General features: G+C 37.0%; 29 protein-coding genes and 1 pseudogene. 14 read left to right on the top strand and 16 right to left on the bottom strand.

Features of this window, described 5'->3' with window-relative positions; genetic code table 11:
• The 6 genes from F3G70_RS08350 to F3G70_RS08375 all read left to right on the top strand — a co-directional run.
• Nucleotides 1-190 (top strand): zinc ribbon domain-containing protein (locus F3G70_RS08350; RefSeq protein WP_149732253.1); only part of this gene is annotated, 190 nt, incomplete at its 5' end.
• Between the two features lie 87 nt (nt 191-277).
• A complete protein-coding gene (locus F3G70_RS08355) occupies nt 278-619 on the top strand; it encodes a hypothetical protein (RefSeq protein ID WP_149732254.1) in 342 nt (113 codons plus the stop codon).
• Between the two features lie 73 nt (nt 620-692).
• The gene (locus tag F3G70_RS08360; RefSeq protein ID WP_149732255.1) at nt 693-1025 is read left to right on the top strand and encodes a hypothetical protein; all 333 of its coding nucleotides are present in this window, start codon (nt 693-695) and stop codon (nt 1023-1025) included.
• Nucleotides 1026-1083: 58 nt separating this feature from the next.
• Nucleotides 1084-2103, top strand: coding sequence for a hydrogenase expression/formation protein HypE (gene hypE / locus F3G70_RS08365; RefSeq protein WP_149732256.1), 1020 nt, complete (start codon nt 1084-1086; stop codon nt 2101-2103).
• A gap of 11 nt (nt 2104-2114) precedes the next feature.
• A complete protein-coding gene (locus F3G70_RS08370; protein ID WP_149732257.1) occupies nt 2115-2519 on the top strand; it encodes an RDD family protein in 405 nt (134 codons plus the stop codon).
• Between the two features lie 9 nt (nt 2520-2528).
• The gene (locus F3G70_RS08375) at nt 2529-3170 is read left to right on the top strand and encodes a hypothetical protein (RefSeq protein WP_149732258.1); all 642 of its coding nucleotides are present in this window, start codon (nt 2529-2531) and stop codon (nt 3168-3170) included.
• Here F3G70_RS08375 and F3G70_RS08380 read toward each other — a convergent pair.
• The 3 genes and pseudogenes from F3G70_RS08380 to F3G70_RS08390 form a co-directional block, all read right to left on the bottom strand.
• Nucleotides 3163-4575, bottom strand: a complete 1413-nt coding sequence (locus F3G70_RS08380) for a DUF6398 domain-containing protein (protein WP_188118123.1) — start codon at nt 4573-4575, stop codon at nt 3163-3165. The genes F3G70_RS08375 and F3G70_RS08380 overlap by 8 nt on opposite strands.
• 11 nt (nt 4576-4586) lie before the next feature.
• Nucleotides 4587-5268, bottom strand: a pseudogene (cas4, locus tag F3G70_RS08385) (CRISPR-associated protein Cas4).
• A gap of 12 nt (nt 5269-5280) precedes the next feature.
• A complete protein-coding gene (locus F3G70_RS08390) occupies nt 5281-5865 on the bottom strand; it encodes a hypothetical protein (protein ID WP_149732260.1) in 585 nt (194 codons plus the stop codon).
• Nucleotides 5866-5949: 84 nt separating this feature from the next.
• Here F3G70_RS08390 and F3G70_RS08395 point away from each other — a divergent pair, with 84 nt between their 5' ends.
• Nucleotides 5950-7221 (top strand): DEAD/DEAH box helicase, encoded by a 1272-nt coding sequence (locus F3G70_RS08395; RefSeq protein WP_149732261.1) that lies wholly within the window; start codon nt 5950-5952, stop codon nt 7219-7221.
• On the opposite strand, the gene F3G70_RS08400 is transcribed toward F3G70_RS08395, so the two are convergent.
• The 9 genes from F3G70_RS08400 to F3G70_RS08440 all read right to left on the bottom strand — a co-directional run bounded on the left by F3G70_RS08400 (nt 7222) and on the right by F3G70_RS08440 (nt 13964).
• Entirely contained in the window at nt 7222-8025 is an 804-nt protein-coding gene (locus tag F3G70_RS08400; protein ID WP_149732262.1) for a DUF7839 domain-containing protein, read from the bottom strand.
• 41 nt (nt 8026-8066) lie between these two features.
• Entirely contained in the window at nt 8067-9668 is a 1602-nt protein-coding gene (locus tag F3G70_RS08405) for a single-stranded-DNA-specific exonuclease RecJ (protein ID WP_149732327.1), read from the bottom strand.
• A 5-nt stretch (nt 9669-9673) separates the two neighbouring features.
• Nucleotides 9674-9943 carry a signal recognition particle subunit SRP19/SEC65 family protein gene (locus tag F3G70_RS08410; RefSeq protein ID WP_149732263.1) on the bottom strand — a complete coding sequence of 90 codons (270 nt, stop codon included), beginning with the start codon at nt 9941-9943 and terminating at the stop codon, nt 9674-9676.
• Nucleotides 9943-11037 (bottom strand): UDP-galactopyranose mutase, encoded by a 1095-nt coding sequence (glf, locus tag F3G70_RS08415; RefSeq protein ID WP_149732264.1) that lies wholly within the window; start codon nt 11035-11037, stop codon nt 9943-9945. Before glf ends, F3G70_RS08410 begins: the two co-directional genes overlap by 1 nt.
• A 5-nt stretch (nt 11038-11042) precedes the next feature.
• Nucleotides 11043-12146, bottom strand: a complete 1104-nt coding sequence (locus F3G70_RS08420) for a glycosyltransferase (protein WP_149732265.1) — start codon at nt 12144-12146, stop codon at nt 11043-11045.
• Complete coding sequence (locus F3G70_RS08425; protein WP_149732266.1) at nt 12136-12912, bottom strand: uroporphyrinogen-III synthase; 777 nt, start codon at nt 12910-12912, stop codon at nt 12136-12138. Before F3G70_RS08425 ends, F3G70_RS08420 begins: the two co-directional genes overlap by 11 nt.
• A gap of 136 nt (nt 12913-13048) precedes the next feature.
• Entirely contained in the window at nt 13049-13255 is a 207-nt protein-coding gene (locus F3G70_RS08430) for a hypothetical protein (protein ID WP_149732267.1), read from the bottom strand.
• On the bottom strand, nt 13239-13670 hold the full coding sequence (locus tag F3G70_RS08435) for a type II toxin-antitoxin system VapC family toxin (protein ID WP_149732268.1): 432 nt from the start codon (nt 13668-13670) through the stop codon (nt 13239-13241). The genes F3G70_RS08430 and F3G70_RS08435 overlap by 17 nt, the downstream gene beginning before the upstream one ends.
• 15 nt (nt 13671-13685) lie before the next feature.
• Nucleotides 13686-13964, bottom strand: coding sequence for a hypothetical protein (locus F3G70_RS08440; protein WP_149732269.1), 279 nt, complete (start codon nt 13962-13964; stop codon nt 13686-13688).
• A gap of 332 nt (nt 13965-14296) precedes the next feature.
• Between F3G70_RS08440 and F3G70_RS08445 the strand changes: the two genes are divergently transcribed.
• From F3G70_RS08445 to F3G70_RS08455, 3 genes are all read left to right on the top strand, one after another.
• Nucleotides 14297-14758: a flavodoxin gene (locus F3G70_RS08445; RefSeq protein ID WP_149732270.1), complete on the top strand. Its 462-nt coding sequence runs from the start codon at nt 14297-14299 to the stop codon at nt 14756-14758.
• A 1-nt stretch (nt 14759) separates the two neighbouring features.
• On the top strand, nt 14760-15275 hold the full coding sequence (locus F3G70_RS08450; protein WP_149732271.1) for a flavodoxin family protein: 516 nt from the start codon (nt 14760-14762) through the stop codon (nt 15273-15275).
• 450 nt (nt 15276-15725) lie between these two features.
• Nucleotides 15726-17117 carry an ATP-binding protein gene (locus F3G70_RS08455; protein ID WP_149732272.1) on the top strand — a complete coding sequence of 464 codons (1392 nt, stop codon included), beginning with the start codon at nt 15726-15728 and terminating at the stop codon, nt 17115-17117.
• A gap of 20 nt (nt 17118-17137) precedes the next feature.
• Here F3G70_RS08455 and F3G70_RS08460 read toward each other — a convergent pair whose 3' ends face one another.
• Nucleotides 17138-18571, bottom strand: a complete 1434-nt coding sequence (locus tag F3G70_RS08460) for a hypothetical protein (protein WP_149732273.1) — start codon at nt 18569-18571, stop codon at nt 17138-17140.
• Between the two features lie 55 nt (nt 18572-18626).
• Here F3G70_RS08460 and F3G70_RS08465 point away from each other — a divergent pair, with 55 nt between their 5' ends.
• Nucleotides 18627-19733, top strand: coding sequence for a hypothetical protein (locus F3G70_RS08465; protein ID WP_149732274.1), 1107 nt, complete (start codon nt 18627-18629; stop codon nt 19731-19733).
• A 40-nt stretch (nt 19734-19773) separates the two neighbouring features.
• Nucleotides 19774-20619: a toll/interleukin-1 receptor domain-containing protein gene (locus F3G70_RS08470; protein WP_149732275.1), complete on the top strand. Its 846-nt coding sequence runs from the start codon at nt 19774-19776 to the stop codon at nt 20617-20619.
• A gap of 302 nt (nt 20620-20921) precedes the next feature.
• Here F3G70_RS08470 and F3G70_RS08475 read toward each other — a convergent pair whose 3' ends face one another.
• Nucleotides 20922-21374 (bottom strand): hypothetical protein, encoded by a 453-nt coding sequence (locus tag F3G70_RS08475; RefSeq protein WP_149732276.1) that lies wholly within the window; start codon nt 21372-21374, stop codon nt 20922-20924.
• A 20-nt stretch (nt 21375-21394) separates the two neighbouring features.
• Complete coding sequence (locus F3G70_RS08480) at nt 21395-22393, bottom strand: acyltransferase (protein WP_149732277.1); 999 nt, start codon at nt 22391-22393, stop codon at nt 21395-21397.
• Nucleotides 22394-22549: 156 nt separating this feature from the next.
• Here F3G70_RS08480 and F3G70_RS08485 point away from each other — a divergent pair, with 156 nt between their 5' ends.
• Complete coding sequence (locus F3G70_RS08485; protein WP_149732278.1) at nt 22550-23800, top strand: adenosylhomocysteinase; 1251 nt, start codon at nt 22550-22552, stop codon at nt 23798-23800.
• 14 nt (nt 23801-23814) lie between these two features.
• A complete protein-coding gene (gene metK / locus F3G70_RS08490) occupies nt 23815-24990 on the top strand; it encodes a methionine adenosyltransferase (protein ID WP_149732279.1) in 1176 nt (391 codons plus the stop codon).
• A 78-nt stretch (nt 24991-25068) separates the two neighbouring features.
• Here the strand turns inward: metK and F3G70_RS12500 are convergent, their stop codons facing one another.
• Nucleotides 25069-25203 carry a coenzyme F420-0:L-glutamate ligase gene (locus F3G70_RS12500; protein WP_223166051.1) on the bottom strand — a complete coding sequence of 45 codons (135 nt, stop codon included), beginning with the start codon at nt 25201-25203 and terminating at the stop codon, nt 25069-25071.
• Nucleotides 25204-25472: the final 269 nt, after the last annotated feature.

Below are 25472 nucleotides of genomic sequence, written 5' to 3' on the forward strand. Positions count from 1 at the left end.
ATATTTTCCATCTACACAAATCTGCAGCGAATGCGGTGAGAAAAACGAAAACATAGCAGGAATAGGAAATATTGGAATACGGGAATGGGACTGTCCACATTGCAATGCTCATCATGATCGTGATGTTAATGCTTCAAAAAACATCCTTAAAAAAGGATTAGAAATGGCCGTAGGGACTACGGTGCAGTAAAATACCCTAAAAAACATTGATATGTTTTTAGGTTTGCGAATCCCCGACCTCTAAAAGGTCGGGGAGGTTCAAAATGTTGCAGACCATTTGAAAGATTATTCTGAAGAGGAAGAATATCAAAGGTCTGCTTCAGGCAGATATTATTATTCCTGTTTTGGTTTGCTTCGATATTATTATAGGAAAACTACTCATAGGCATCTTCCTTTCTCAAATGCACATTCTGTTCTAATAGAACATTTAGAAAATTCTAATTTTGTTGAAGAACAAAAATTAGGTTTTAAACTAAATGCATTACGTTTAAATAGAATCCATGCCGATTATAAAGGTAATTTTGATAAGAAAACTGTTGTTGAATCTAAAGATTTGGCTACTGAAATCATTGATTCAACTAATAAATTAATTAAAAATCCTTTATATTCTATTTTTTAATTAATTCTTTTTATTTTTTTACTCATCACTGAAAAAAGACCTTTAATTAATTAACCATTGGAGCCGTATTAATATGCAAAAAGAAAAGTTCAATCAATTGTATAATTTATATGAAATACCTAATCCTAAAGAAATCTACGATTTTTGTAATATCCATGAAGGTTTGGTTGAAGGTTTAATCACCGTCAAGCCAATGATTGAAAAGTATTTTCCTGATTTCGATTGTGTTCTGGAATTATTTATAGATCCGGAAGAACCTTTAGACCACATTCAAATCATTGTCCAGACTGGTGAAGAGGAGTTCAATCCGGAAACTTTTCAAAAAATTAAAGATTTGGATTGCGATATCATTGACAGTAAAGATTTGCCGGTAAGTGTTCATTCATTATTTTTAGTTGTTGATTGAATCTTTGATAACTAATTTAATATACTTGTTTTAATATATTATTCTAATAAGGGATATAATGTCAGACGATAAAATAAATATGAATCATGGTGCTGGTGGAGAGGTAATGGCTAATCTGATTGCCTCCACAGTATTGGACAACATTACAAAAAAGAGCGTTAATGGCGGAATCAGTTTAGATGCTTTAGATGACGGTGCATCTATTCCTATTGGCGATTATGAAATTGTTATGACTACAGACGGTCATACGATTGATCCTTTATTCTTCCCCGGTGGAGATATCGGTAGAATTTCAGCAGCAGGAACGATAAATGACGTTTCTGTTATGGGCGCAAAGCCGCTGGCTATTTCAAACGCAATAATCATGCAGGAAGGATTTCCAATAGAAGATTTGGACAGGATAATGAAATCCTTAAATGAAACCTGCGAGGAAGTTGACGTTGCAGTAATTACCGGCGATACAAAGGTAATGCCTCAGGACAAGCTTGAAGGCATTGTCATGGTCACGACAGGTATCGGAATAGCCAAAAAAGGTGAGGTAATCCGGGATTCTACCCTTGAAGTTGGGGATAAAATCATTGTTACTGGTAGCTTGGGCGACCATGGAATGAGCCTTATGTCTTTCAGGGAAGGCTTCGGCTTCGATACCGACTTGAAGTCTGATGTGGCTCCGATGTGGAACATAATCAAAAAGGCATTGGATGTCGGCGGAGTTACGGCCATGAAAGACCCTACTCGTGGTGGTTTTGCCAACGCAATTAATGAAATGGCTTCCAAATCCGGAAACGGAATCGTTCTCGAACAGGACGCAATTCCAATAAGGGAGGAAGTGCATGCGGTTTCTGAAATGCTGGGCATCGATCCGTTTGAAGTGGCCAATGAAGGAAAGGTTGTAATGGGCGTAAAGGCCGACAAGGCCGAAGAAGTCCTTGAAGCAATCAAAGGCGAAAAGTATGGTGAAAATGCAGCCATCATTGGCGAGGTTGTTGAGGGAGAGTATGTTATTGTCAATACTCCAATCGGCGGAGAACGTATTTTAGAGGCTCCTATTGCCGATCCAGTTCCTAGAGTTTGTTGAGGTGTTAAAAAATGGCGACTGTATTTACAAGAAGGGTAATTGCATATGTTATAGATTTCTTTGTCGTATCCGCATTCATGTGGATTATTTCTTATCTGTTATCTTTATTCGTAAATCCGAACAATTACTATTCGGTTTATATGTATTTCCCATTTGTTGTTCCTGTTTTAGGTTTAATCTATTTCATATGTCTTGAAAAGATGAAAGGAGCTACCGTCGGAAAGGCTTTAATGTATCTGCGTGTCATTTCCAGAAACGGTAATAGAATTTCATGGATTCAGGCCATAATCAGAAACCTGACCAAGGTTTTCTGGTTCCCGGTAATCTTTGACTGGGCTATAGGCAGAATTTTAGGACGCAAAGACAGGATTTTAGGGTTGTTTACCAAGACAATCGTTGTAAACGAAATTGAATAGCTGATTAAAATGATTAAAAGAGTTCAAGTTTTATGGTATTTAAACAAGGACGATTTGGAAAACTACTGCCTTGACTTCAAGCCCTACCAGTCACACAAGCTGGACGGTTATGAAATCTATGATGTTGACGAAGATTTGATATACGATTTGTGTGACAGGGACCCTGACAGGCTTGAGCCTCTAGGTTACTTTAAAAACAGGAAGGAAGTTGAAAACTACATCAGAGACTACATTACCAACAACGAGTTCGATTTGGAAATAGGTTCACCGGAACTTAACTCAAAAATAGACGATGCCATAAAAACCATCGATTTTACAGAAGAGGGCTATTACATTTCAGTAGGCGACGGGGATATCGGCGACGGTGAAAACAAAATTACCCACTGGTACGATACCCTCAAAAAGGTATATAACAGCTCATCAAAGGATAACGTCTGGGTATTGATGGTTACAGGTTATGATCCTTATGAACTGTCACTTACCGGAAGAACCCTAGCCCACATTTTATCCGATATCTTAAATCTCAATGAGGCTTCACTTGACTCTTTAATTCCGAATAAGGGAAGAATCAGCGTCGAGGAATGGAATGAAATCTTGGATAAGATGTATAAGAAAAACAAGCTCTATCTGGGATTGAATAGAGCTATCTGAATTCTTCTTCCAAATCTGCTAATAAAAGGGGATTAATCATCATTATTTTAGCCATGCACTCTTCAAAATCGTCCTCTCTGTCAAGCTGTGCCAGAGCCATTGATTTATGCAATAATGCATCTACATTTTTACTATCTATTTCCAGGCATTTATCATAACATTCAATGGCCTCTTCGAATCTTTCTTCCATTAAGAAATATTCTCCTTTTTCACATAATAGTCCTATGTCTTTGGGATTTATCTTTTCAGCTTCACTGAAACATTTTTCCACTTTTTCATTATCATCTAAATCCATATACATATTTGCTAAATTAGTATATAGGATTATTTCTTCAGGATCAATCTCAATAGCTTTATCATAGCATTTAATTGCACTTTTATACTGATTTCTTTCAAAATAGATTATTCCTTTTTGTGACAATGCGGTACTATTATTTGGATTAATCTTTAATGCTTTATCTAAACATTTCATTGATTTTTTATTTTTATGTAATTGATATAAAGTAATGCCTTTTGTAGTCCATAATTCATCATTTTTCGAATCAATTTTCAATGCTTTATCAATGACATCTAATGCTTCTTTATATTCTTTTAATTCAATTAAAACGTTGGCTTTTTTATTCAATACTTCAGTTTGATTAGGCAAAATTTTCAAATATAAATCATAGTAGTGAATAGCCTTATCATAATTGCCGATATTATTATGGAATAAAGCTTCCTGAAACAGCTCTTCCGGATTATTCTCATCAATTTCTCCATTTACTATGCTTTTTATGTCCACATTTTCATTAAATTCAGACAAAAAGGCATTGAATGCTTCTGAAGATTTATCTTTAGTCCCAGAGGCATTTAGGAAGAAGGATTTGAAGAATAATGCTTTTTCATATTCATGATTGTCCTTATCAATATCATCCAGCATTGAGATGGCTTCATCGATTTTTCCATCATCAAACAATTCATAGGCTTCATCCAAATAGTCATCCATCGGGGTATGGGCAACCATGAAACCGTTTTCATCAAATGTGAATGTAGGCAGGCTTTCCATGGTATCACAGGTTGAAAACTCCTCATCGAAATGTCCTAAATCACACATTTCCCTAATATCATGTGCTTTGTTTGAAACGGTTGACTTCTTGGTGTTGAAATAGCTGCAGATGTCATCGGGAGTTTTATATGGCTCGAATGACTTGTCAAAAAGGAAATTGATTTGACCGATTGCATATACTATAGCACTTGCCCAGATTTCCACTTTTCCCCTTTTGAAAGGTACATCATGCTTTCTTGCAAGTTTTTTAACCAGCTTGATGCATAATTCCTTATATTCATCATTTAAATTATCATCACAGAATGATGAGACCAGCTCGATAATATGTTCTTCTCTTTCCTTTGTATTTTCATCTTTCATAATTAGCACCGCTAAAGCTTTGATTTTTTGCATAAACTTTTATATCTGCAGGATCTGCATTTGTTGGGGTTTTTGGTGGCCATGAAAGGCTTTATGCCATCAATCAGTGAATGCATTCTTTTAATCGTGAATATGATTTCCTTTTCTGTGTTTTCATCGAATTCTTCAATCCAGAAAATGTTGTCCGTTCCCCTCTCCCGCAGACAGCATTTAATCTTTCTTTTATCCATTGTCATGTCCTTGAATGCAAGAGAGTATGCCCTTACCTGATTAATCGTTGATGGATAGGCTTTTGTGCCAGGTTTGTCATCTATAATCACAATTTCATCAGGCGTCATCCATATTTCATCGATAAATCCTCTAATTCCGTATTTTTGAGACATTACAAAGCATTCCCTGGTGAGTGTGGCTTCTGACTTTGACATTTCAACAACTTCATCGAAGCTTGCAGGCGTTGAATCCTTTCTGAAATCTCTTTCAAGCCTTTCGTGAACCTCGGTTCCCTCAAGCATTGCACCGGTAGATTGAGTTTTTATGCCTTTTATACTTTGGAGATATCTGGTATTCACAATATCCCTGCATGTTTAACCAGCTAATTGGGAAATTGTTTTTTCCTTCAATTATTTGAATACCTTTAATGGAAGGATGTATTTTGTGAGAGTATTCCTTTAAGATAATTGACTTGTTTTCCATCATGTTTTATCCTTATTTTCTTGATGGTCTCTTCAGGATAAGTCCGGTCAGCTTGGTAATTTCATCTAAAGGATAATTGTCCTTGTACATGGTTCTTGCAACTCTCTCAAGGCCCTGTTTTCTTCCGTCCTCAAGACCCTTCTGATATGAGACTTCTCCGGCTTCCTTAAGTCCTTTTTCATATCCTGCTTCACGGCCGATTTCGATTCCTTCCTTTTTTCCCTGTTCGATGCCCTGCTTCAGGCCTATTTCAATGCCTTCCTGGCGTCCCTGGGCAAGTCCGATGTCGATTCCACGTTCGTTAATGGTTTCGCCATCTTCACGGGTGTATAGAATCTCGTCAACGTCTTCAATTACCTGCTCGGCCATCTCTTCAGCCAGCTTGACTTTAATCTGGTCTTCAACCTGTTTTTGAATGATTTTTTTCACTTCGTCGCTGCGCATTCTTCGCTCAACTTCACGGTTGATGTAATCGTCATAGTTGCCAGATTCGATTCTTCTGTCTATTTCAGCTGAAATCTTGGCTTCAAGTTTTTCTTTAATTAATTCTTCGGTATTTATCTCATTAACCATGTTTTCAAGTGATGACTTATCCATAAAAATATCTCCATTAAGTAATTATTATATTTGTTTTGGTGATATTTAAAATTTTAAATATGAATTTTTTCAAATATTTAATTAATGAATTTTGATGATTTAAATATAAATGAGGATATAAAATCAGCCATTGATAAAATGGGTTTCAAAGAACTGACTCCCATTCAAAGCAAGGCCATTCCTGATACCTTAAAGGGCAGGGATGTTATAGGCCAGGCTCAGACAGGTTCGGGAAAGACGCTGGCCTTTGCAATACCGATATTGAACAAGATTTTCATACCTGATACATCACCTCAGGCCATTGTCCTTTGTCCGACAAGGGAGCTGTGCGTTCAGGTCGCCGAAGAGATAAAGAAACTGTCTAAGGATATGGATAAGGTAAAGGTGCTTGCAGTCTACGGCGGGCAGGCAATAGGAAGACAGATTCGCGCTCTGAACAAGGGAGTCCATATAGTTGTCGGAACCCCGGGCCGTGTAATAGACCACATCAACAGGGGAACGCTTGATTTAATCGGCGTTGAAACGGTGGTTTTAGATGAAGCCGATGAGATGCTTGACATGGGATTTCGTGAAGACATTGAGCTGATATTAAGGTATACTCCAAAGCAAAGGCAGACCTTGCTTTATTCGGCTACGATGCCCGGCGAGATCAAGAAATTAACTAAGTTATATCAGAAAAATCCCCGATTCATCAAGATTTCAGATACGAAAGAAACCATCCCCAAAATCAAGCAGTTCTACTTTAAAAGCGATGACAGAGATAAAATCGATGACTTGTGTAAGATAATCGAGTACTGGGATTTCAGCTTATGGCTTATCTTCTGCAATACGAGGCGCAGAGTCGATTTCGTCTACAGGAATTTAAAGCGTGAGGGCTTTCAGGTGGACAGCATTCACGGCGACATGACCCAGAAGGTTCGTGACAAGGTAATGAACAAGTTCAGAAACGGAAACATCAATATTCTGGTTGCAAGCGACATTGCAGCCCGTGGAATCGACGTAAGCGAAGTGGAGGTTGTCGTAAACTATGACATTCCCCAGAATCCTGAAGACTACATTCACAGAATCGGGCGCACAGCACGTGCCGGAAGTTCAGGATATGCCTTCAACATTGTGGCCAGCTACGAATCCCATGACCTGGTCAAGATAAGAAAAAAGTACAATTTATACATTAAGGAAAAGAAGGTTCCCACTTTCGCTGAAATCGAAAGGAAAAAGAATAAAAAGGTAATGGATGAAGTTAAAAATTTAATAGAAAACAATGATTTGAGCGATTACGTTTCCGTAGTTGAGTCATCCAAAATGGACTGCATTGAAATCGCCGCCGCACTGCTTAAAATGATGAGAGAAAAATGATTATTTTCTTCCATCTATAATGTTGTATTTGATTTTTTCGGCTTCAAGCTCGCGAACGAATGACTTTGTCATGTCTCCGACGCACAATGCAAGGACATTCAATCCTTTTCTTGCGGCATTTGCGGTTGCCTGAGGAGCTGCAAATTCAATGTCAACGGTCAAGCCGAGCTTATCTGCAATGACTCTTGAAATTGTACCTGCAACAGCTATCTTGTCGATTTTCGCTCCGCTTTTAGTGCCGTTTTCATAGACGTCCTTAATCAGTGCGAAATCAGCCACTTTGGATCCGCCTTCCTTGATGGTCGGCAGGTTAATGACCGTGGCCTCTCCGACAGTCATGTCAATCAGACCGGTGAGATTGGTCAATGCAACGTCATATCCGCTTTCGGCATCCTCCAAAACAATGCCTGTTGCGTTTTCTTCTTTTTTGTGTGCGTATAAAATACCGTCTTCCATGTAAAGACCGACATCATCATCCTTTTTCAAGTCTTCACCAGCTATTGCCGGCCAAATTGTCTTGTAATGATTCATGGTCTCCAGAACGGAATCTGAATATTTTCTTAAGCTTATCGCATCCCTTTTGACTTTGTCAATACCCGCTTGGGTAATCTTATACGGTGATCTACCGTCTTTTGAAGTGATATAGCCTAACTCGATTAAAGTTTTGATATTTTCTGAAACAGCCTGTATTGTGATTCCTAAAGTCTGAGCCAAATCTTTCTGTTTAAGATGAGGGTCATTTTTTGAGATTTCACTGAGAATTTGAAAGTGAGTCAGGGCACCTCTTTTTTTAAAAGCTTTCATATCATTCATCTCTCTAAAATTATTTTGATAAATTTATAAATTTACATTGATATTTTTCCATTTAATGATATATTAAACTTTTGGATAAACTCATCCTTTTTTGCAAGAGGTATGTATGCGCCGCATGCCATGGCGTGTCCCCCTCCGCTTCCTCCGACTTCACCTGAAACTTCCCGGATAATCTTTCCGAAGTGAATTCCGTCATAAGAAAGGAAACGTGAACATCTTAAAGACACCTTAAGCCCGTCTGAGTCCTCAATCTGTGTAAATCCGATAATCGGCTTTCTCCAGTTGCAGAATCCTAAAATCATTCCGGTAATGGTTCCGACTATTTCAGGTTTTATGCCCGTTCCGTCAAAGTACTGGAGGTTTTCAAGCTCTATGATGTTGTTTCCGTCTGCAACTTTCTCCATTGAGGTTGCGAGGTTGTAGCGGTGCCTTCTGCTTATTTCCTCAAGCTCAACGAGCGCCCAGTCACGGTCGCCTTTCAATACTTCCATGGCAATTCTTTCCTCATGGTTTCTTCCGCATGCGTTCATCGCCGTTGAAAACTCGGAACCGTCCCTTAAAAAGCTCGCAGGATCTTCCATCAGGAACGTATATGAGTCACCGATTAGTATTTTTGGAATGTGCTCGTGATACCTTGGAGGAACCTCGTTTAAAATCATCCTGTTCAAGGCGTTGTAAAGCTTTCCCTTTTCAGCGTCCGTTAATTCGGATAAGGTTTTTCTTCTGATTCTCTGCTGAATCTGGTATAAAATCATGAATTCGTCCTTGTCCAGATAGCTCGGCAGTGCCTGAGCCTTTCTGATTGCGTCAATTTCGCCGTTCAATATTGCCCTGTCCTGTCTTGTTAAGGTATAGTTTTTGGATTCCTCACATAAAATTCCGATTTTTTCCAAAACGTCCTTTTCTTCAGGGCTTACCCTTTCAAGAGTTGAGTCAATGCCCAGTTCATCAAGAAGGGCCTTTGCCTCATTCTGGTTGTTTGTAATCGGCAGCTTGACGTCGCTGAAGTATGATAACGCGATGAAGAGTTCCCTGGTGTTTCGCCCGTAAATGTTTAAGTCATTTTCGATTAATTCCAAATAGCCTTCGTTTATTGCGTCATCCTGAATGATTCTGTTCAATCCTTCAAAGTGTCCCGTGCTTGTGTTCTGCATGTCTCCGATTGCTGATAAAACCCCAATCCAGCTTAAATCACTATATCCAAATTCTTTTGCAAGAAAATAGCACAAACCTCCGCCGCATACGTAATATGACCCGTCGATGCCGTGATGAATCGGATTGATTTCAAGGTAAGTGTAGTCCTTGTCGTCTTTATAATCTAAGTCTCTTAAGGGAGGATGATGGTCTAAAATCAGAATGCTGTTGTTTTCAGTGGCTTTGGTATCAATCAACTGGCCTGAACCCAAATCGGAAAAAATCGTCAGTTCATGATTTAATTCAATGTTGTCTAAAACGTCCAAGTTGACGAATTCGATTTCATGGGGCTTGCTTAATCGATCAAGAATCGTTGAAAGGATTGCTCCAGAACAGATTCCGTCACAGTCGATGTGTGAATATACTTTAATGCTTTTAGAATTTTCAATCAGCTCTTTTGCCTGCCTGTACTGCTTTTGCATCAGCTCAGGAATTTCCATTTCAATCATTTCCTGATTTCAGCAATCTTCAAGCTGACCTCTTTTAGAAGCTCAAGCTTTGTGCCTTCATACTCCACAAGGGCACGGCCTGATTTCTCATACCATTTGCCAGGATACGCTCTTTCCTTATCGAGAGTGTATGTAAAGCCCAGTCTTTTTAAGGCTCTTTCGATTTCGGATAGCGTAGGGCTTGAAACGGCAATTTCCTTTGATACTTTTCTTCCCTGGGATAAACTCAGGTCCTTATCTAAATATTGTGGCCATATAGTAATCATTATTTAATCTCCTTTTCAAATATTTCCAGTGCGTCCTTTACAACCAAATCCATATTATAGTATTTGTATTTGGCCAGACGGCCTGCAAAGATAACGTTTTCCTCTTTTTCCATTTCTGCTTCGTATAATTTAAACTTATCCAGATATTCCTGTGTAGGATAAGGATAACATTTCTCACCGTTAAAACCGGGATATTCACGCATGATAGCGGTTTTGCCGTCAATCTTTTGTGAGGTGAGCTTTTTAAACTCGGTAATGCGCGTAAAGTACGGGTCATTCGGATAGTTGACGACTGCAACTTCCTGATAGGAATCCTCATCAACGATTTCCCAGACAAAGTTCAGGCATCTGTATAAGAGCTCTCCATACTTGTAATCGTAAAAGTAATCGATAGGACCGGTGTAGATTAATTTCTTATCGTATTTGATTCTATCGATGTAGTCTTTATAGTCTGACTTGAGCCCGACATGGATATTGTCCGATTCGATCATGCGCTCGCACATTTTTGTAAATCCGTCTTTGGGCATTCCCTGATAGGCGTCTTCAAAATACCTGTCGTCATGATTGAACCTGAAGGGAATCCTTGATATAACGTCAGAGCTTAGGTTGGCCGCTGATGTTCCCCACTGCTTTTCAGTGTAGTTTTTAAACAATTTATTGTAAATGTCCCTTCCGGCATTTGCTAAAACGACGTCTTCAGATGACTTAATCTCTTTAATGTCTTCCTTGTGCTCGTCAATCCATTCCTGCATGGAGTTTTCATCCAAATCCAAATCATATAATGCATTTAAAGTATCAATACAGATTGGCATAGGGACGAGCTTTCCGTCAACGCAGCTTAAGACCCTGTGCTCATAGTCGATCCATTCGGTAAACTGTGAGAGGTAATCGTAAACTTTCTTTTCTTTTGTGTGGAAGATGTGCGGTCCGTATTTTTGAATTAGAATATCATTTTGATAGTAATCATAAACGTTTCCGCCTATGTGGTCTCTTTTTTCGATTATAAGTACCTTTTCATCCAGTTCATTGGCAATCCTTTCGGCTAAGGTAAGGCCTGAAAGACCTGCTCCAACTATAACATAATCAAATTCCATTAGTATCACGCCTTTGAAGTGTAAATTGCAGTTTCCAGTGCAGTTGTCATTGAAGACAAAAGCATCTTTGTTTTCATATCGGTCTGGTGAATCTTTTTAAGCTTGTTTACTTTGCTTAAAAGCAGCCTGTTTTCATCCTTGGTAAACGGCGAATGCTTCCATGTATTCATCCAGTGCAGGAGATGGGGATTGACCGAAACGTTCTTGACATCCTTTGAAAAGCCTTCGGTTTTCTTTCTGCAGTAAATGTAGGATTCCATTAATTCATCAAGCAGCCTGACGTTGACGGTATTGGTAATTGACTTGTCGTCAGGCAGATCCCTAATGTAGTAATCGTAGCACATGAAATTGTTTAGATAAACGATTCCCTTTGCGTTTAGGAGGGCTTCCAGGGTAAATGCCATGTCGTCACCTGAAATGAAAGGCTGAAAACGGATGTTATTATCCATGATTAATTCTCTTTTATAGATTTTACTCCATACTGAAGGAGCCATTTTCAATAAATCAGGTTCCTGTTCTATATTGTCGATTATGATTCTGTCAATCGGACCGTCCCTTTTATAGGTCACTTCCAGGTCTTTACCGTAGAGAATCCTTTCGATGAAGTTGTCCCATACAAAGTCAGATACATTTAAGAAATTCGGGTTTTCAAAGGTCTCATCGGGATAGGCATGCTCCAAATCGTCCTCATACGGTGAATAGGACTTCTGGACGTATCCTCCGTATTCGAATATTCTTCTGAACCTTGCAAAGGCCATGTCCGCATCGTTTTCCTTGACCGCATTGTATAAGGTTTCACAGGAATCCGGAGTGTATCTGTCGTCCGGGTCTAAAAACATGATGTAATCGCCGGTGCACGCTTCAATTCCGGTATTTCTTGGCGTGTATGCCGCTCCAGAGTTTTGTTCATGATGTATTGCAATGCAGCAGTCGTATTTTTCTGCGTATTCGTCAATGATTTTATCTGATCCGTCCGTTGAGCAGTCATTGACCATTATTATTTCCAAGTTCTCATTTCCGATTGTCTGATTTATTAAAGAGTCGATTCCTCCTCTAAGGTGGTCTCCAACATTAAAAATTGGCAGGATTATGCTTATCTTATCCTCCATTAGAATCTCTCCAGCTATTGAATAGTAGTTCCATCATATCGGGAACAGTGTAAGTGTCAGGGTAAATGTGGGTAACGTTGTATTCATCAAGGACATTGGCAGTAATTGGGCCGATTGCAACGGTTAAAAGATTATCTGATAACAATTCAGCTATTTTTTCATTGTCGTCGGATATCTTAAAGAAGTTGTGAACCGTCAGAGGGCTTGTAAAAGTAATCGCATCGATTTTTCCGTTTTCGATTTTATTTATTAAATCCTTCACGCTTTCATCGTCCATCGGAAAGAGTGACTGATAGGCTTCAGCCAGAATCACTTCGTTTCCAAGTTCCTCTAATCCTTTAGGTAAAGTGTCCCTTGCAGAGGCAGTCCTTGGAATGCCAATTACTTTTCTTGTAATGTTTCTTTTCTTGAACTCCTCAAGAAGGCCTTCGGCGGTAAAGTCATCAGGCATCAAATCAGGTTCGATTCCCTCTTTTTTTAGCAAGGAACCTGTCTTATTTCCGATAACGGCAACTTTACATTCCAGTTCATTAAAGAAATCAGGGTAGAATTTGTTGAAGGAATCAATGGTTGTTGGAGAGGTGAAGACAATCCAGTCCAGTGAATCCTTGTTTTTAACCAGTTCTTTTAATGAATCGGTATTTACAGGCTTTAAATCCAATGTCGGTGCAAGCACTGCACTTCCACCTAAGTTTTCTACAATTTCACAAGCTTTTTTAGCTCTGTCAGCAGGTCTTGTAATTGCAACAACAGGTTTTTTCGTCATGATTTACCCTTTTTGATAATTTATTAATGTTATATATTTTAATTTTGTTTGCTTATATTATTTTTGCAATTTTTAATATTGGTTAATGATGAACGTTATTTTTATTAGGTGGAATGGTTTTAATTTGATGATATGGTTAATCAAGGCCTAAAGCTTCGTTAATTTCTTTTAATTCTTCTTCTGAGTGAAGCTCTTCTAATTGGTCTCGATCGAAACTATCTTCCATTAATCCTCTGTTAACATATCTCCAAATTAATTCATCAACATCAATTTTGAATTCTTCAGCCTTTCTTTCTGCCAATTCTTTAAGTTTTTTATTTTTGATTTCATATTTTAAATACATTTAAAGTCTCCTTTAAAGTGTGGATATTATCAATCACTTTAAACCCTTTAATTTTTTTAAAATCCCCGTCAAATGAAATGATTCTATTAAGATGTTCATTCAACATTGTGTTAATAATTGTACAATCGCTGTAATTAATGTTATTTCCATACCATCCATTAACTTTTAAAGATTCTAGATAATCCTTTTTTGATAATTCCACGAATTTATTGTCAGTTATAAGATTATTATAAAGTTGTTTTATGGATATGTCTGTTCCAGCAGTCCAGTTTATTGTTTCAATAAGAATAGTAGTATTAATTAAAGTACGTTCATCATGTTTTCTAAGATATTTTTCAATTTTTAATGCTTCTTTATGATGTCTGTCTCTATTATCCATCAAACCTTTGAAAAATCCTGTATCTAGAACTATCATTTAATCTCCTCCAGTTCAGTCATTGGAGTTGTGAATTAATCCAATGTATTTTTCAAAGTTATGTTTTCTTGGAAGAATTCCTCTTTTCTTATCTTTTTCTACTTCTTTTCTACTTTTTTCTAATAATTCTTCTTCACTTAGTTGCTTTGGTTCATAGTAGCCATAATCCACGTATAGTCCTCTTCGAATATAGTGATTGATTAATTCATCAAGGCTGATGTTTAATTCATTTGCCACTTCTTTTAATTGTGTTTCTAACATCTTATCACTTATTATTGTTTTTTTATCTGACATTAAAACACCTCTATTAGTTAATTATGTTTTTCAAATAATTAATATTTATGAGACGGTTTTTTCCAAGTTTTATACTTGAAATTATACTTTTTAATGCAGACAGTTAATTAGATAATATTATGTTTTAATGGTATATAAAATTTTTTAATTTATGTAATTATAAATAATGTTATATATTAGATTAAAATACTTAAATTATGCTAAATTATCCTATTTTCAATAAACTAATTGAAAATTGTATGGTTTCAAGTGTATTCATCCAGAATCAAATAATTGTTGCGATTGTAAACAATTATATATGATGAAAATCAATATCTATTCAGGTGATTATTATGGCAAATGTTTTAATTGCATATTTCTCAGCAAGCGGCGTTACAAAAGGCATCGCCGAAAAGATAGCTGATGAAAACGGTTATGATATCTTTGAAATCGTTCCAGAAGAGATATACACTCCGGCGGATTTGGATTGGACAGACAAGAACTCAAGGTCAACTAAGGAGATGAATGACAAGTCATTCCGCCCTCCAATCGCTGAAACAGTTGATGTAAGTGGCTATGATACTGTCGTAATCGGGTTTCCGGTATGGTGGTATACGGCACCTACAATCATCAATACTTTCATTGAAAGCGTTGACTTAAAGGGAAAAACGATAAAGCTTTTCTGCACTTCCGGAGGATCAGGAATAGATAAATGCGTAAGCGACCTGGCTGATGCATACCCGGAACTCAGCTTCGCAAAAGGAATGAGATTTACGGGTGACGTTTCAAGAGCAAAAGAATGGATTGAGGGATAATATGGCAAAAAAAGTAGTGGTAATCAGCTCTTCACCTAGAAAGGGCGGAAACTCAGACACGTTATGCGATGAATTCGTTAAAGGAGCAGTCGACGGCGGAAATGAAGCGGTCAAGTATTTCCTTGAAGACTTTGAATTCGGCTCATGCAAGGCGTGCATGGCCTGTAAAACCCCTGAAAGGGAATGTTTCCAGGAGGATGAACTGTCCATAATACTAGATGACATGATGGCGGCTGACGTTATAGTCTATGCCACGCCGATATATTACTATTCAATGACCGGAACACTGAAAAGGTTCTTTGACAGGTGTTATCCGATTTTCAATCATTTGAAGGACAAGGATTACTATATCATTACCTCAGCAGGTTCATCAAATGGAAATGCCTTAACTGGAATTCGTGATTTCATAGGCTTTTCTCAAAATCCGACAGAAAAAGCGGTATTCACGGTTATCGGGGACGTTTCATCACAGGATGATTTAAAATCTGAAGTGTATGATGCAGGTAAATCCTGCTGATTTTATTCACACCCAATGCACCCAATTTTTGATTGGGTGTATTGGCAATTTTATTGGGTGTGTTAAATTTGATTTTGTGATTAATTTTTTTGATAGTTATTTAATTATTTTATGTTTTATTTAATTATATTTTTAATTATTATTACTTTATATATAAATAAAAATTTAATTATTATTTTATGATTTTTTATGAATGTTATAAATAACATACCCAATTTTTTCTACATTTTATTGATTTGTATTTTACATTTGAAATATTTATTAAATTAATTTTTTTTATTAAATAAGTATTATAAAGATTTAATTTTTAATATAAATTATTTATATGATTTATTAAATATATATTTAATCAAAAATTTTATATACTTTAAAAATATATATTAAAATTGTTTTTATAAATTTTTATTAATTCAACCATTTCAAATGTAAATGTATTATTGAGGTTTTTTCATGAAATATAAAATTTTTCTAAGTAGTACCAGAGAATTTGAAAAAGAAAGGAATTTCATTAAACAGGAAATCGAAAATGATTATTTATTAAATCGATTTTTTGAAATTTTTGCATTTGAGCAAAAATCTGCATCAGGAGATTCTCCAGAAAAATTGTACTGTGAAGAGGTTGTTAATTCAGATATTTACGTTGGTTTAATTGGTTCGGATTATGGGAGTATATTGGAATCCGGAATATCTCCTACGGAACTTGAATATGATTTGTATAATAAAGCTCATAATGATGCTTTAATTTATATTAAAAATGCTAATTTCAGGGATGATAAAACAAATGAATTCATTAAAAAAGTTAGTAATGAGCACAGTTATCAAAGATTTAATGATCAATATGGATTATTTAAACAGGTTCGTAGAAGTTTAGGTGATTTCATCCTTAAAAATTTAAAAAACTATAAATCATTTGACTCAGAGATATTATCTAATTCATCATGTGATGATGTTGATGTGGAAGCATTAGAATTATTTTTTAATGTTTTAGATTATAATCCTATTGAAAAAATAAGGGATGAAAAAGGTTTAACAAAAGTATTATCAACTATCAAAGCAGGAGATTATGAAAATGGTGAGTTCAGATTAAATAATAGTGGCGCATTATTCTTTGCTAAAGATATATCTAAATTTAATATTGCTCATGAAGTTAAAATGGTTCGTTTTTTTGATAATGAAGGAATAAAAACGTTTGAAAAAACCGAATTAAATTCTTCATTATTAAAAATTTTGAAAGAAGCAGAAACATTTTTCTATAAGGTAACAATCAATATTTCTGAAATTAATGGATTTGAACGAGAAACTACTCATGAATATCCTTTTGAAGCTATTAGGGAAGCATTAGTCAATGCTTTAGCCCATAGGGATTATTCTATAACTACTGCTCCAATTACATTTTACATTTATAATGATAGGATTGAAATTACAAGTCCCGGACGTTTAGTATATCCATTAAAAGTTTCTGATTTGGAAGATAATGATCCAGTCCATAGAAATGAGCTTATATGCAATATATTTTCAAAAACAAAGTATATGGAACATGTAGGTACTGGTATTCGCAGAATGAAAGATGCAATGATTAATCATGGTTTAAATGAACCTGAATTCATTGAATCCGGTGAATTTTTTAAAGTAATTTTCTGGTTAAATTCGAGTGATAATATTCTTAATTCAAGACAAAAAATGCTTTTAAGATTGAATATTGATGAAATCAATAAAACGGAGTATATGAAATTATTTGATGTTTCTGTAAATACTGCATCTTCGGATTTAAATCAATTGGTTGGATACGGCTATTTTGATAGAATTAAAAATGGCCGTGCCGTTATTTTCAAAAGAAAATAAGGTAGGATAGAAAAATAATTCTATCCCTTATATTCCTGGCCGTTAACCAAAAGCTTATGGCCGTTTAAATCGATTTTTCCTGAGTTTTCAAGGCTTGAAACAGAACTGTCACCTGTAAGCGTCCAGGTTGAGCCGCTGTCAATGACGAGTGTTGTGTTTCCGGTTGAGTTGATTGCACCTTCGAATTTAGCGTTTTTCATGTTGAATGCAAGGGAGCTGATTGAATCGACGATGATGTTTCCTTTAAGCTCCTGATTGCTTGCCGTCAGGTTAACGTCTCCTCCGTTTGAGCCTTCAGTTCCCCACTGGTTCTGGCCTGAAATGTCAAAGAGTATTCCGCTTCCAAAGTCAAATGTGGAGGATTCAAGGATGATGTTTGCCTTTGTGTTTGTTACGTGAAACATCGGAACTTCCTTGTAATAGTTTGAAGACGGATCGACTGAGAGCTTGGAGTCTTTACAGTTAAAGACGGAGGTTCCCACATCAGCATCTCCGCTCATGCTCTGATAGATGAAGACTCCTGCAAGGTCAACGTAGTTATCGCCGTCCTTACGGTTTCCTTCACCGAAAGCGTTCAGCTGGCAATTTTCAAGGGTAATTGAGTTTTTACCTTCAATGCAGGCAATCTGTGAAACGTATGCCGTACCCATTGATTCTTTAACGGTGATGTTTCCCGTCGAATAGATTATCGGTGAGCCACGTCCGGACTCCTTGCTGACACCTGTGTTTATGATTGAATTTTTAACGGTAACGTTACCTTCTCCACGGTCGGTTGCAAGGCCTGCGCAGCTGTTTCCGTCAGTGTTTATTATCACGTTTTCGGCGTTGATGATTCCTCCGAAGGTTGAGTCAAGCCCACGGGATTTGTCCTGATGGGTCGTAATCTTTACGTTCTTGATGTTTGCTGTAGTCTGGTTTGTTCCCTCAGCGGTCTTTTGAAGCTGTTCCGGTGGCTTTTCAGGAGCTTCTCCGCTTCCTGCATCTGGTGGGGTTCCTCCTCCCATGCCTCCAGGTGAGCCCTGTCCGGTATCTGTATTGGTTACGAATATTCCGTTTGATCCCTTGGAGTTGGTATTTATTTCACAGTTTTCAATCGTCAATTGGCTTTTGTCCTTAACTAAAACGGCCGAATTGACACCGTAAAAGTCAGCGTCGTCACCTGAGCTTTGCGTGTCTCCGGTCTTGTTTATCATGGAGTTTGTTAACTTCAATATTCCTGAATTGTTTACAAAAATTGTGTTCTCGTCACTTTTGTCGGATTTGAAAAGTCCCTTGTCGGCGCTTTGGCTGTCGCTTTCCACCTTAAGGACTCCCTTTTCATCCAGAGCGTTCGCATCAACAATAACGCTGTCGGCAGTCATTGAGGATGTACCTGTTCCCGAAAATGTTAAATAGCCCGCTAGTATGATTAATACAACGGCTATCGCTGCAAGTATCAATATTTTTCTGTTCATGGTAATTAGTTTATTGTTCAATATTTTTAATTATTTTGAAATGCAATAGTTAACCATGAGTAAAAATTTCAGCTATCTTGATGAGATGATTCATGGCGGTGAAGAGGAGATTGTTCTGGAATGTGATATCATTTTGGACAATACTGAAGAGATGAAATATCTTGAGGGTATTGATTTAGACGTTGACGATATCGTAATTGACGGCAATGGCTTTAGCATTGATGCCCGTGGAAGGACACGGATATTCCTTTGTAGCGGTGAGAATCTTACTATTCGAAATATCGTGTTTAAAAACGGATTTGCCCGTGAAAGCGGCGGGGCGATAATGCTTGAAGGCGGTGAGGTGGTTCTTGAAGAAGCTAGATTTTCTTTTAATTCCTGCGGTGAGGATGGAGGAGCTATACACAATGATGAAGGTTCCTTGACTGTAAGGAAATGTGAGTTTAGTGATAATAATGCCGGAGACTTTGGCGGAGCTATCAACAACTGGGGCGATTTGGCTATAATTGGATCGGTGTTTAAGGAGAATAAGGCAAATTACGGTGGTGTTTTGTTTAATGCCGGTGATTTAAACGTAAAGGAGTCAGTATTTTCTTTAAATAATGCAAATCGTGGTGCGGTGATATACAATGAGGACGGTGATTTAACTATTTGTGAATCATCATTTAATGATAATGTTGCTAGTGAATGCGGAGGTGCTATAATTAACAGAAACTGTGACATGAGCATTTCCAAGTCTATTTTTAATGCTAACAGGGCAAATGACGGCGGTGCAGTGCATACTACCGGTGAAGTGAGGGTTATTGAATCTTCATTTGAGGATAATGTGGCTTCCAGTAATGGCGGAGCGATTTTTGCCGGCAGGGCTGATTTGGCCGTTAAGGATTGTGAGTTTTCAGGTAATGCGGCTGGTGGCAACGGCGGAAGTTTGTATGCATATGATGGTGAAGCAAGTGTTTTGAAATCTTTATTTAAGGCCAATAAGGCAGATTTTGGAGGAGCTTTCAGTAACGTTAAAAACGTGATTGATATTTCAGATTCTGAGTTTATTGATAATTTAGCTAATGAATCAGGAGGGGCAATTTATCTGGAGAAATCCGATTGTGAAGCTAGTGATTTAGCTTTTAGTGAAAACAAGCCCGATGATGTCTTTGAAAAATAGGATATTAGTATTTTTGGTTAATAATTAAGAGGTGTTGGTCATGAGATTAGGTGAGAGGATTAATGGCTTATTTAAAAAAAGGGATGATGAAATTAATGCAGATATTATGGAAGAGGATAACGGGGGTTTCGTATTCATTTCCCACTCCCACAAGGACATTAAAAAAGTCCGCAAGATTAGAAACATGATGGAGCATTCCGGATTTGAGCCGATATGCTTCTTTTTGAAATGCCTTACCGATGATGATGAGGTTGAAGATTTAATCAAGCGTGAAATCGATGCAAGGGAATGGTTCGTTTATGTCGACAGCCCAAATTCCCGGAAGTCCAAGTGGGTTAAAACGGAAAGGGACTACATAGAATCGATTGGAAGCAAAAAGGTCATAAACGTGAAACTGGATTCAAACGCACCGATGGAAAGCGTTTCAAAAATCCTATCTAAAGGATTGACGATTTTCATCAGTTATTGTGCTAAGGACGGTGAAATCGTATGGTCGCTATATCACAAGCTGGTTGAAAAGGAATTTCGGGTTTTCTGCGCTCCTCTTTCACTTGAAGAGGATTCTTATGTGGAGGAAATAATTGACAATATGGAGTGTGCATGTGAATTGGGACTGATTCTTGCGGTCTTTTCTAAGGATTCCGTTAATTCCTCATACTTTAAAAGGGAAATTGACACTGCTTTTGGCAGCAATGGATTAATAGTTCCCCTCTACATTGGTGATGTTACGGATAATCTGCCTGAGGAGTATGAATTATATCTTGGTGATGTGGATGGCATTGAGGTTGAAGGCGAGATTACAGAAGAGGTCCTTGATGATGTTGCAGAGCAAATTGCAGTCATTGCACGAGACCTAATTCAGTCACAGCTGGATGAGCTTGATTGATGTTTGTGTTTTTGGTATTGAATAATTGATTTTGGACTGAATTATTTTGATGGTTGGTTCTTTTTTGTTAATTTAATTAAAGTTACTTTTGATAATTTTGACACTTTATGTTCAATTGTAATTTTAATCATCATGTTATCTACATTAACATCAAAAATCATAATATAATGTTGGTTAAGGAGACCCGATTGAATACTATGACAATTTTAGGGTTCTTGCAATGTTTTTGTTTATGGTATGGATTTTAATCAAGATTCTTTTTGTTGGAAGTATTGCAGCTGATGGATTGGGGATAAATCAGATTAATCCATCATTATGATGCTTTTTGAAATTAATTTTCCCCTTTTGCATTTTGGACATTTGGATTTATGTATTAACTCTTTAATTTTATTCCTGCATGCAGGACACTTTTGCGGGATTTTTTCTGAAAACATTGTGTTGTCCGATTCATCAAATTCAATAATTTTTATGCTGTTATCATATTTTTCAATATCTTTAATAATGTCATCTTTTTTGAATCCTTCAATATTGTCCCAAATTCCTTTAATTATAAATATTTTAACAAATTTATTGCAATGGTAGCAATAACGTTCATAATAAAAACCATTTGCAGGATGGGCTCCCATTTGCATTGACGTTAACATTAAATGGGGAGTAACCTTAATGTTATGCTTTTCATCAATCATAAATATGTCATTTTCACGAATATATGTCCATCCGCAATTATTACATTCATAGTCTATTCTTTCACCCATAAAATCACCAATTAATTTAATTAAACACCGCTAACAATTTTTAAATACGGAATCTTGCTCATGATGTATGGTATTAGCCAGCTTAAAAATACTATTAACACGAACATCAAAGGGAAGAGCAGGTTTGATCCTGGATTATGGTAGGATAGTGCCTTAACGACTATTACGTGTGAAAAGTACATGCCGTAACTGCAGACACTTAAGGAAATGATTGCTTTTCCAATGAAATTGTCTTTTATTGTGTTAAACACGTTTAATTTATCAAGATACATGATGAATAGGAACATGCCGATTCCCATGAATATGTTTGTAATGTTGAGATATCTTGGTGACAACAAATCGATTTTTGAATAATTAAAGTATACGAAAACAGCCAGTGAAACTAATAGTATTAATAATCCCAGAATGCACATGCTTTTATCACTTAACTTGAATTTCTTGTTGGCCAGGTAATATCCGAGCAATGGGTATCCGACAAAGCCTGCAAACATGTCCAGGTTGAAATACATCCATAAGGGATAGCTGTGGAAAGTGTTTAAAATCATGATGAAAGACCAGATTGCTAAAAAGTATTCAACTCCTTTTAGCTTGTAATCCTTTACGAATGAGTTAATAATTGGAATGAAAAGGTAGATACCTATTAATGTCCAGAAATACCATGTGATTGAAGGCTCTCCGATGAAAACGTTCCAGATGAATTTTGAGTTGTATCCATGGAGATAAAGCTGGCCCAGAATTAATATTATCCAAAAGATGAATGGATAGATGATTCTGGCAAATCTCTTTTTCAGGAAAGCTCCCAGACTTGGATACTCTCTGTTTAATAGTAATGCTCCACTAATCATTAGGAAAATTGGCACACCGATGTCTCCAATGTCGTGGAAGGTTAATTGAGCTATTACCTGTGCTTGTGTTGTTAAAGGTCCAAAAAAGTGATCTACATGACAGATTATAACAGCTATTATTGCAAAAGCTCTTAGTAAATCGTAATAGAAGATTCTTTCTTTTTTGGTTTTCATAATATTTTATATGGTTAAGTATACTATTTATTAGTTTTTCAAGGAATTTGATGCAAAATTATATTTGTTTAGATTCAAAAAATTATATTTGGAAGATTATTTATCACACCCAATTTTGATAATTGTCTTCGGCTAATGATTATTAGGTGATTTTTTATGAGTAAAGTAAAGGATATGTCTCTTGCGCCGGAAGGTGTCAGGAAAATCGAATGGGTTCAAAAACACATGCCTGTTTTGGAACACATCAAAAAGGAATACGAAGAAACCCAACCATTTAAAGGGATTACTATTGGGTCATGTTTACACTTGGAACCTAAAACAATCAATTTGGGATTAACATTAATGGCTGGTGGAGCTGAAGTTGCTATGACCGGATGCAATCCACTGTCCACTCACGACGATGCAGTGGCAGGGGCTGCTGATTTAGGTTTAAATGTCTACGGGTGGAGAGAACAGGATGATGAAGAATATTATCAGACCATTAACATGGTGCTTGACCACAAGCCTGATATAATCATCGACGACGGAGCAGATATGATTATGGTTCTTCACAACGAAAGAAAAGAGCTGTTGAGCCATATTAAAGGAGCATGTGAAGAAACCACAACTGGTGTGCACAGATTGCAGGCAATGCATGCTGACGGGGCGTTAAAATTCCCTGTAATCGCAGTTAATGACGCTTACACAAAATACTTATTCGACAACAGATATGGTACTGGACAGTCCAGTTTTGACGCTATAATGGGAACCACCAACATGGTAATCGCAGGTAAAACCGTTGTGGTCTGTGGATATGGCTGGTGTGGCCGTGGACTTGCGTTAAGGGCAGCAGGGTTAGGTGCCGATGTCATCGTAACCGAAGTCGATCCAATCAGAGCTTTAGAAGCAAGAATGGATGGATACAGGGTAATGACCATCCGCGAAGCCGTAAAACAGGCTGACTTGATTATTACTGTAACTGGAAACGCAGACATTATCTGTGGTGATGACTTCAAATACATGAAAGATGGCTGTATGCTCGCAAACTCAGGACACTTCAACGTTGAAATTAATAGGTTTGATTTGGAAGCCATTTCAAGTGAAGTTAAAGAGGTAAGGGAAAGTATCGAAGAATTTACTACTAAAGACGGACGTAAGCTTTATTTATTGGCTGATGGCCGTTTGGTTAACTTGTCAGCAGCACGTGGACAGGGACACCCTGCTGAAATCATGGACATGAGCTTTGCCGTACAGGCATTGTCCGCAAAACATATTCTTGAAAATGATTTATCTGTTGGGGTAACCAAGGCTCCTGATGAAATTGATTACAATGTCGCAACCATGAAGTTAAAAGCAATGGGAATCGAAATCGATTCATTAACTGACAAACAGAAAGCTTATATGGCAAACTGGCAGGAAGGAACATAAATATTGGTGATAATATGAGTGAAGTACACAGAACATTCACATCAGAATCTGTAACCCAAGGGCATCCTGATAAGGTTGCTGACATTATTTCTGATGCAATATTGGACGCATACATGATGCAGGATAAAAATTCACACGTAGCATGTGAAACCTGTGTAACAACAGACTTTTGTATGGTATTTGGTGAAATAACATCCACTGCAGATATATCTGATGAAGAAATAGAAAAAATCATAAGGGACACAATCATTGAAATCGGATACGATAATCCTGATTTGGAATTTGATGGCCATAAATGTGAAGTCGTAAACAGACTCCATTCACAATCTCCTGATATTAATCAGGGCGTAGACCGTGGAGATGATGAATCAGGAGCCGGAGACCAGGGTATGATGTTCGGTTTCGCAACTAATGAAACGGAATCATTAATGCCTTATCCAATTGACTTAGCACGTAAATTAACTAATAAGTTAACAGAACTTAGAGAAAGCGGTGAAATCCCATATTTAAGGCCTGATGGTAAAGCACAGGTATCTGTTAATTATGATGGGGAAGGCAATGTCGTTTCATTGGATGCAGTAGTTTTGTCAACCCAGCATGATGAAACAATGTCAGACAATCAGGAACAATTAAAAGAAGACATTCGTGAAAAGCTCTTTAAAGCAGTCATTCCGAATGAATTAATGACTGAAGATACCAAAGAACACATTAATCCGACCGGAAAATTTGAAATAGGTGGTCCTCACGGAGATGCAGGCCTCACTGGCCGTAAAATCATCGTGGACACCTATGGTGGTTATGCTCGCCATGGGGGAGGAGCCTTCTCAGGAAAAGACTGCACTAAAGTGGACAGAAGTGCATGTTATATGGCAAGATACATTGCAAAAAATATTGTAGCAAGCGGTCTTGCTGAAAAATCTGAAATCCAGCTATCTTATGCAATAGGAGTAGCAGAACCGACTTCCATTATGGTAGATACCTTTGGAACCGGAGCAGATATTGGAGATAAGGCGATGGAAGAAATCGTACGTGAAAACTTTAAATTAACTCCTGATGGAATCATTGAAACTCTAAATTTAAGAGATACTGGCTATAAACAAACGGCTAAATATGGTCATTTCGGTATTGAAGGTCTTCCTTGGGAAGAAACGGATAAAATTGAAGATTTAAAGAAATATATTAAAGACTAAACTTACTTTTTAAAGTAAGTTTTCTATTTTTTTATTTATAACTATTTTTTGATTTAAAAAAGGAAATTGGTTCGAAATTTAGTCGTCTGCTAAATTATCGAAGTATCCTTGAATGAATATAACTGGTGTTCCCGTATCTCCAGAACCACAGGTCAAGTCACATAGAGAACTGATTAAATCTCTTAATTTTATTGGTGTCGTACCTTCTGTAATATTTTGTCAAGTTAAATCCTTATCTTAATGTCTGATTTATTCTTTAATTGCTTCTTTTAATTCATCATCTTTTAAATTGGTGAATTTATTATCAAAAATATTTAATTTGATTTTATTTGGAGTTCCTACTAATCCTGTGTATGTGCTAGGAAACAACAGGATTGGCTAATTCTCAAATCTGTCCTACAGAATCCTTAAATACTCTGTCACCATAAACCATTATTTTTGTCTTTCTATTACTCATGGTTAATGTTATCGGAAATGTAGTG

Source organism: Methanobrevibacter millerae (assembly GCF_900103415.1).
In the GTDB taxonomy this organism is placed as follows: Archaea; Methanobacteriota; Methanobacteria; order Methanobacteriales; family Methanobacteriaceae; genus Methanocatella; species Methanocatella millerae.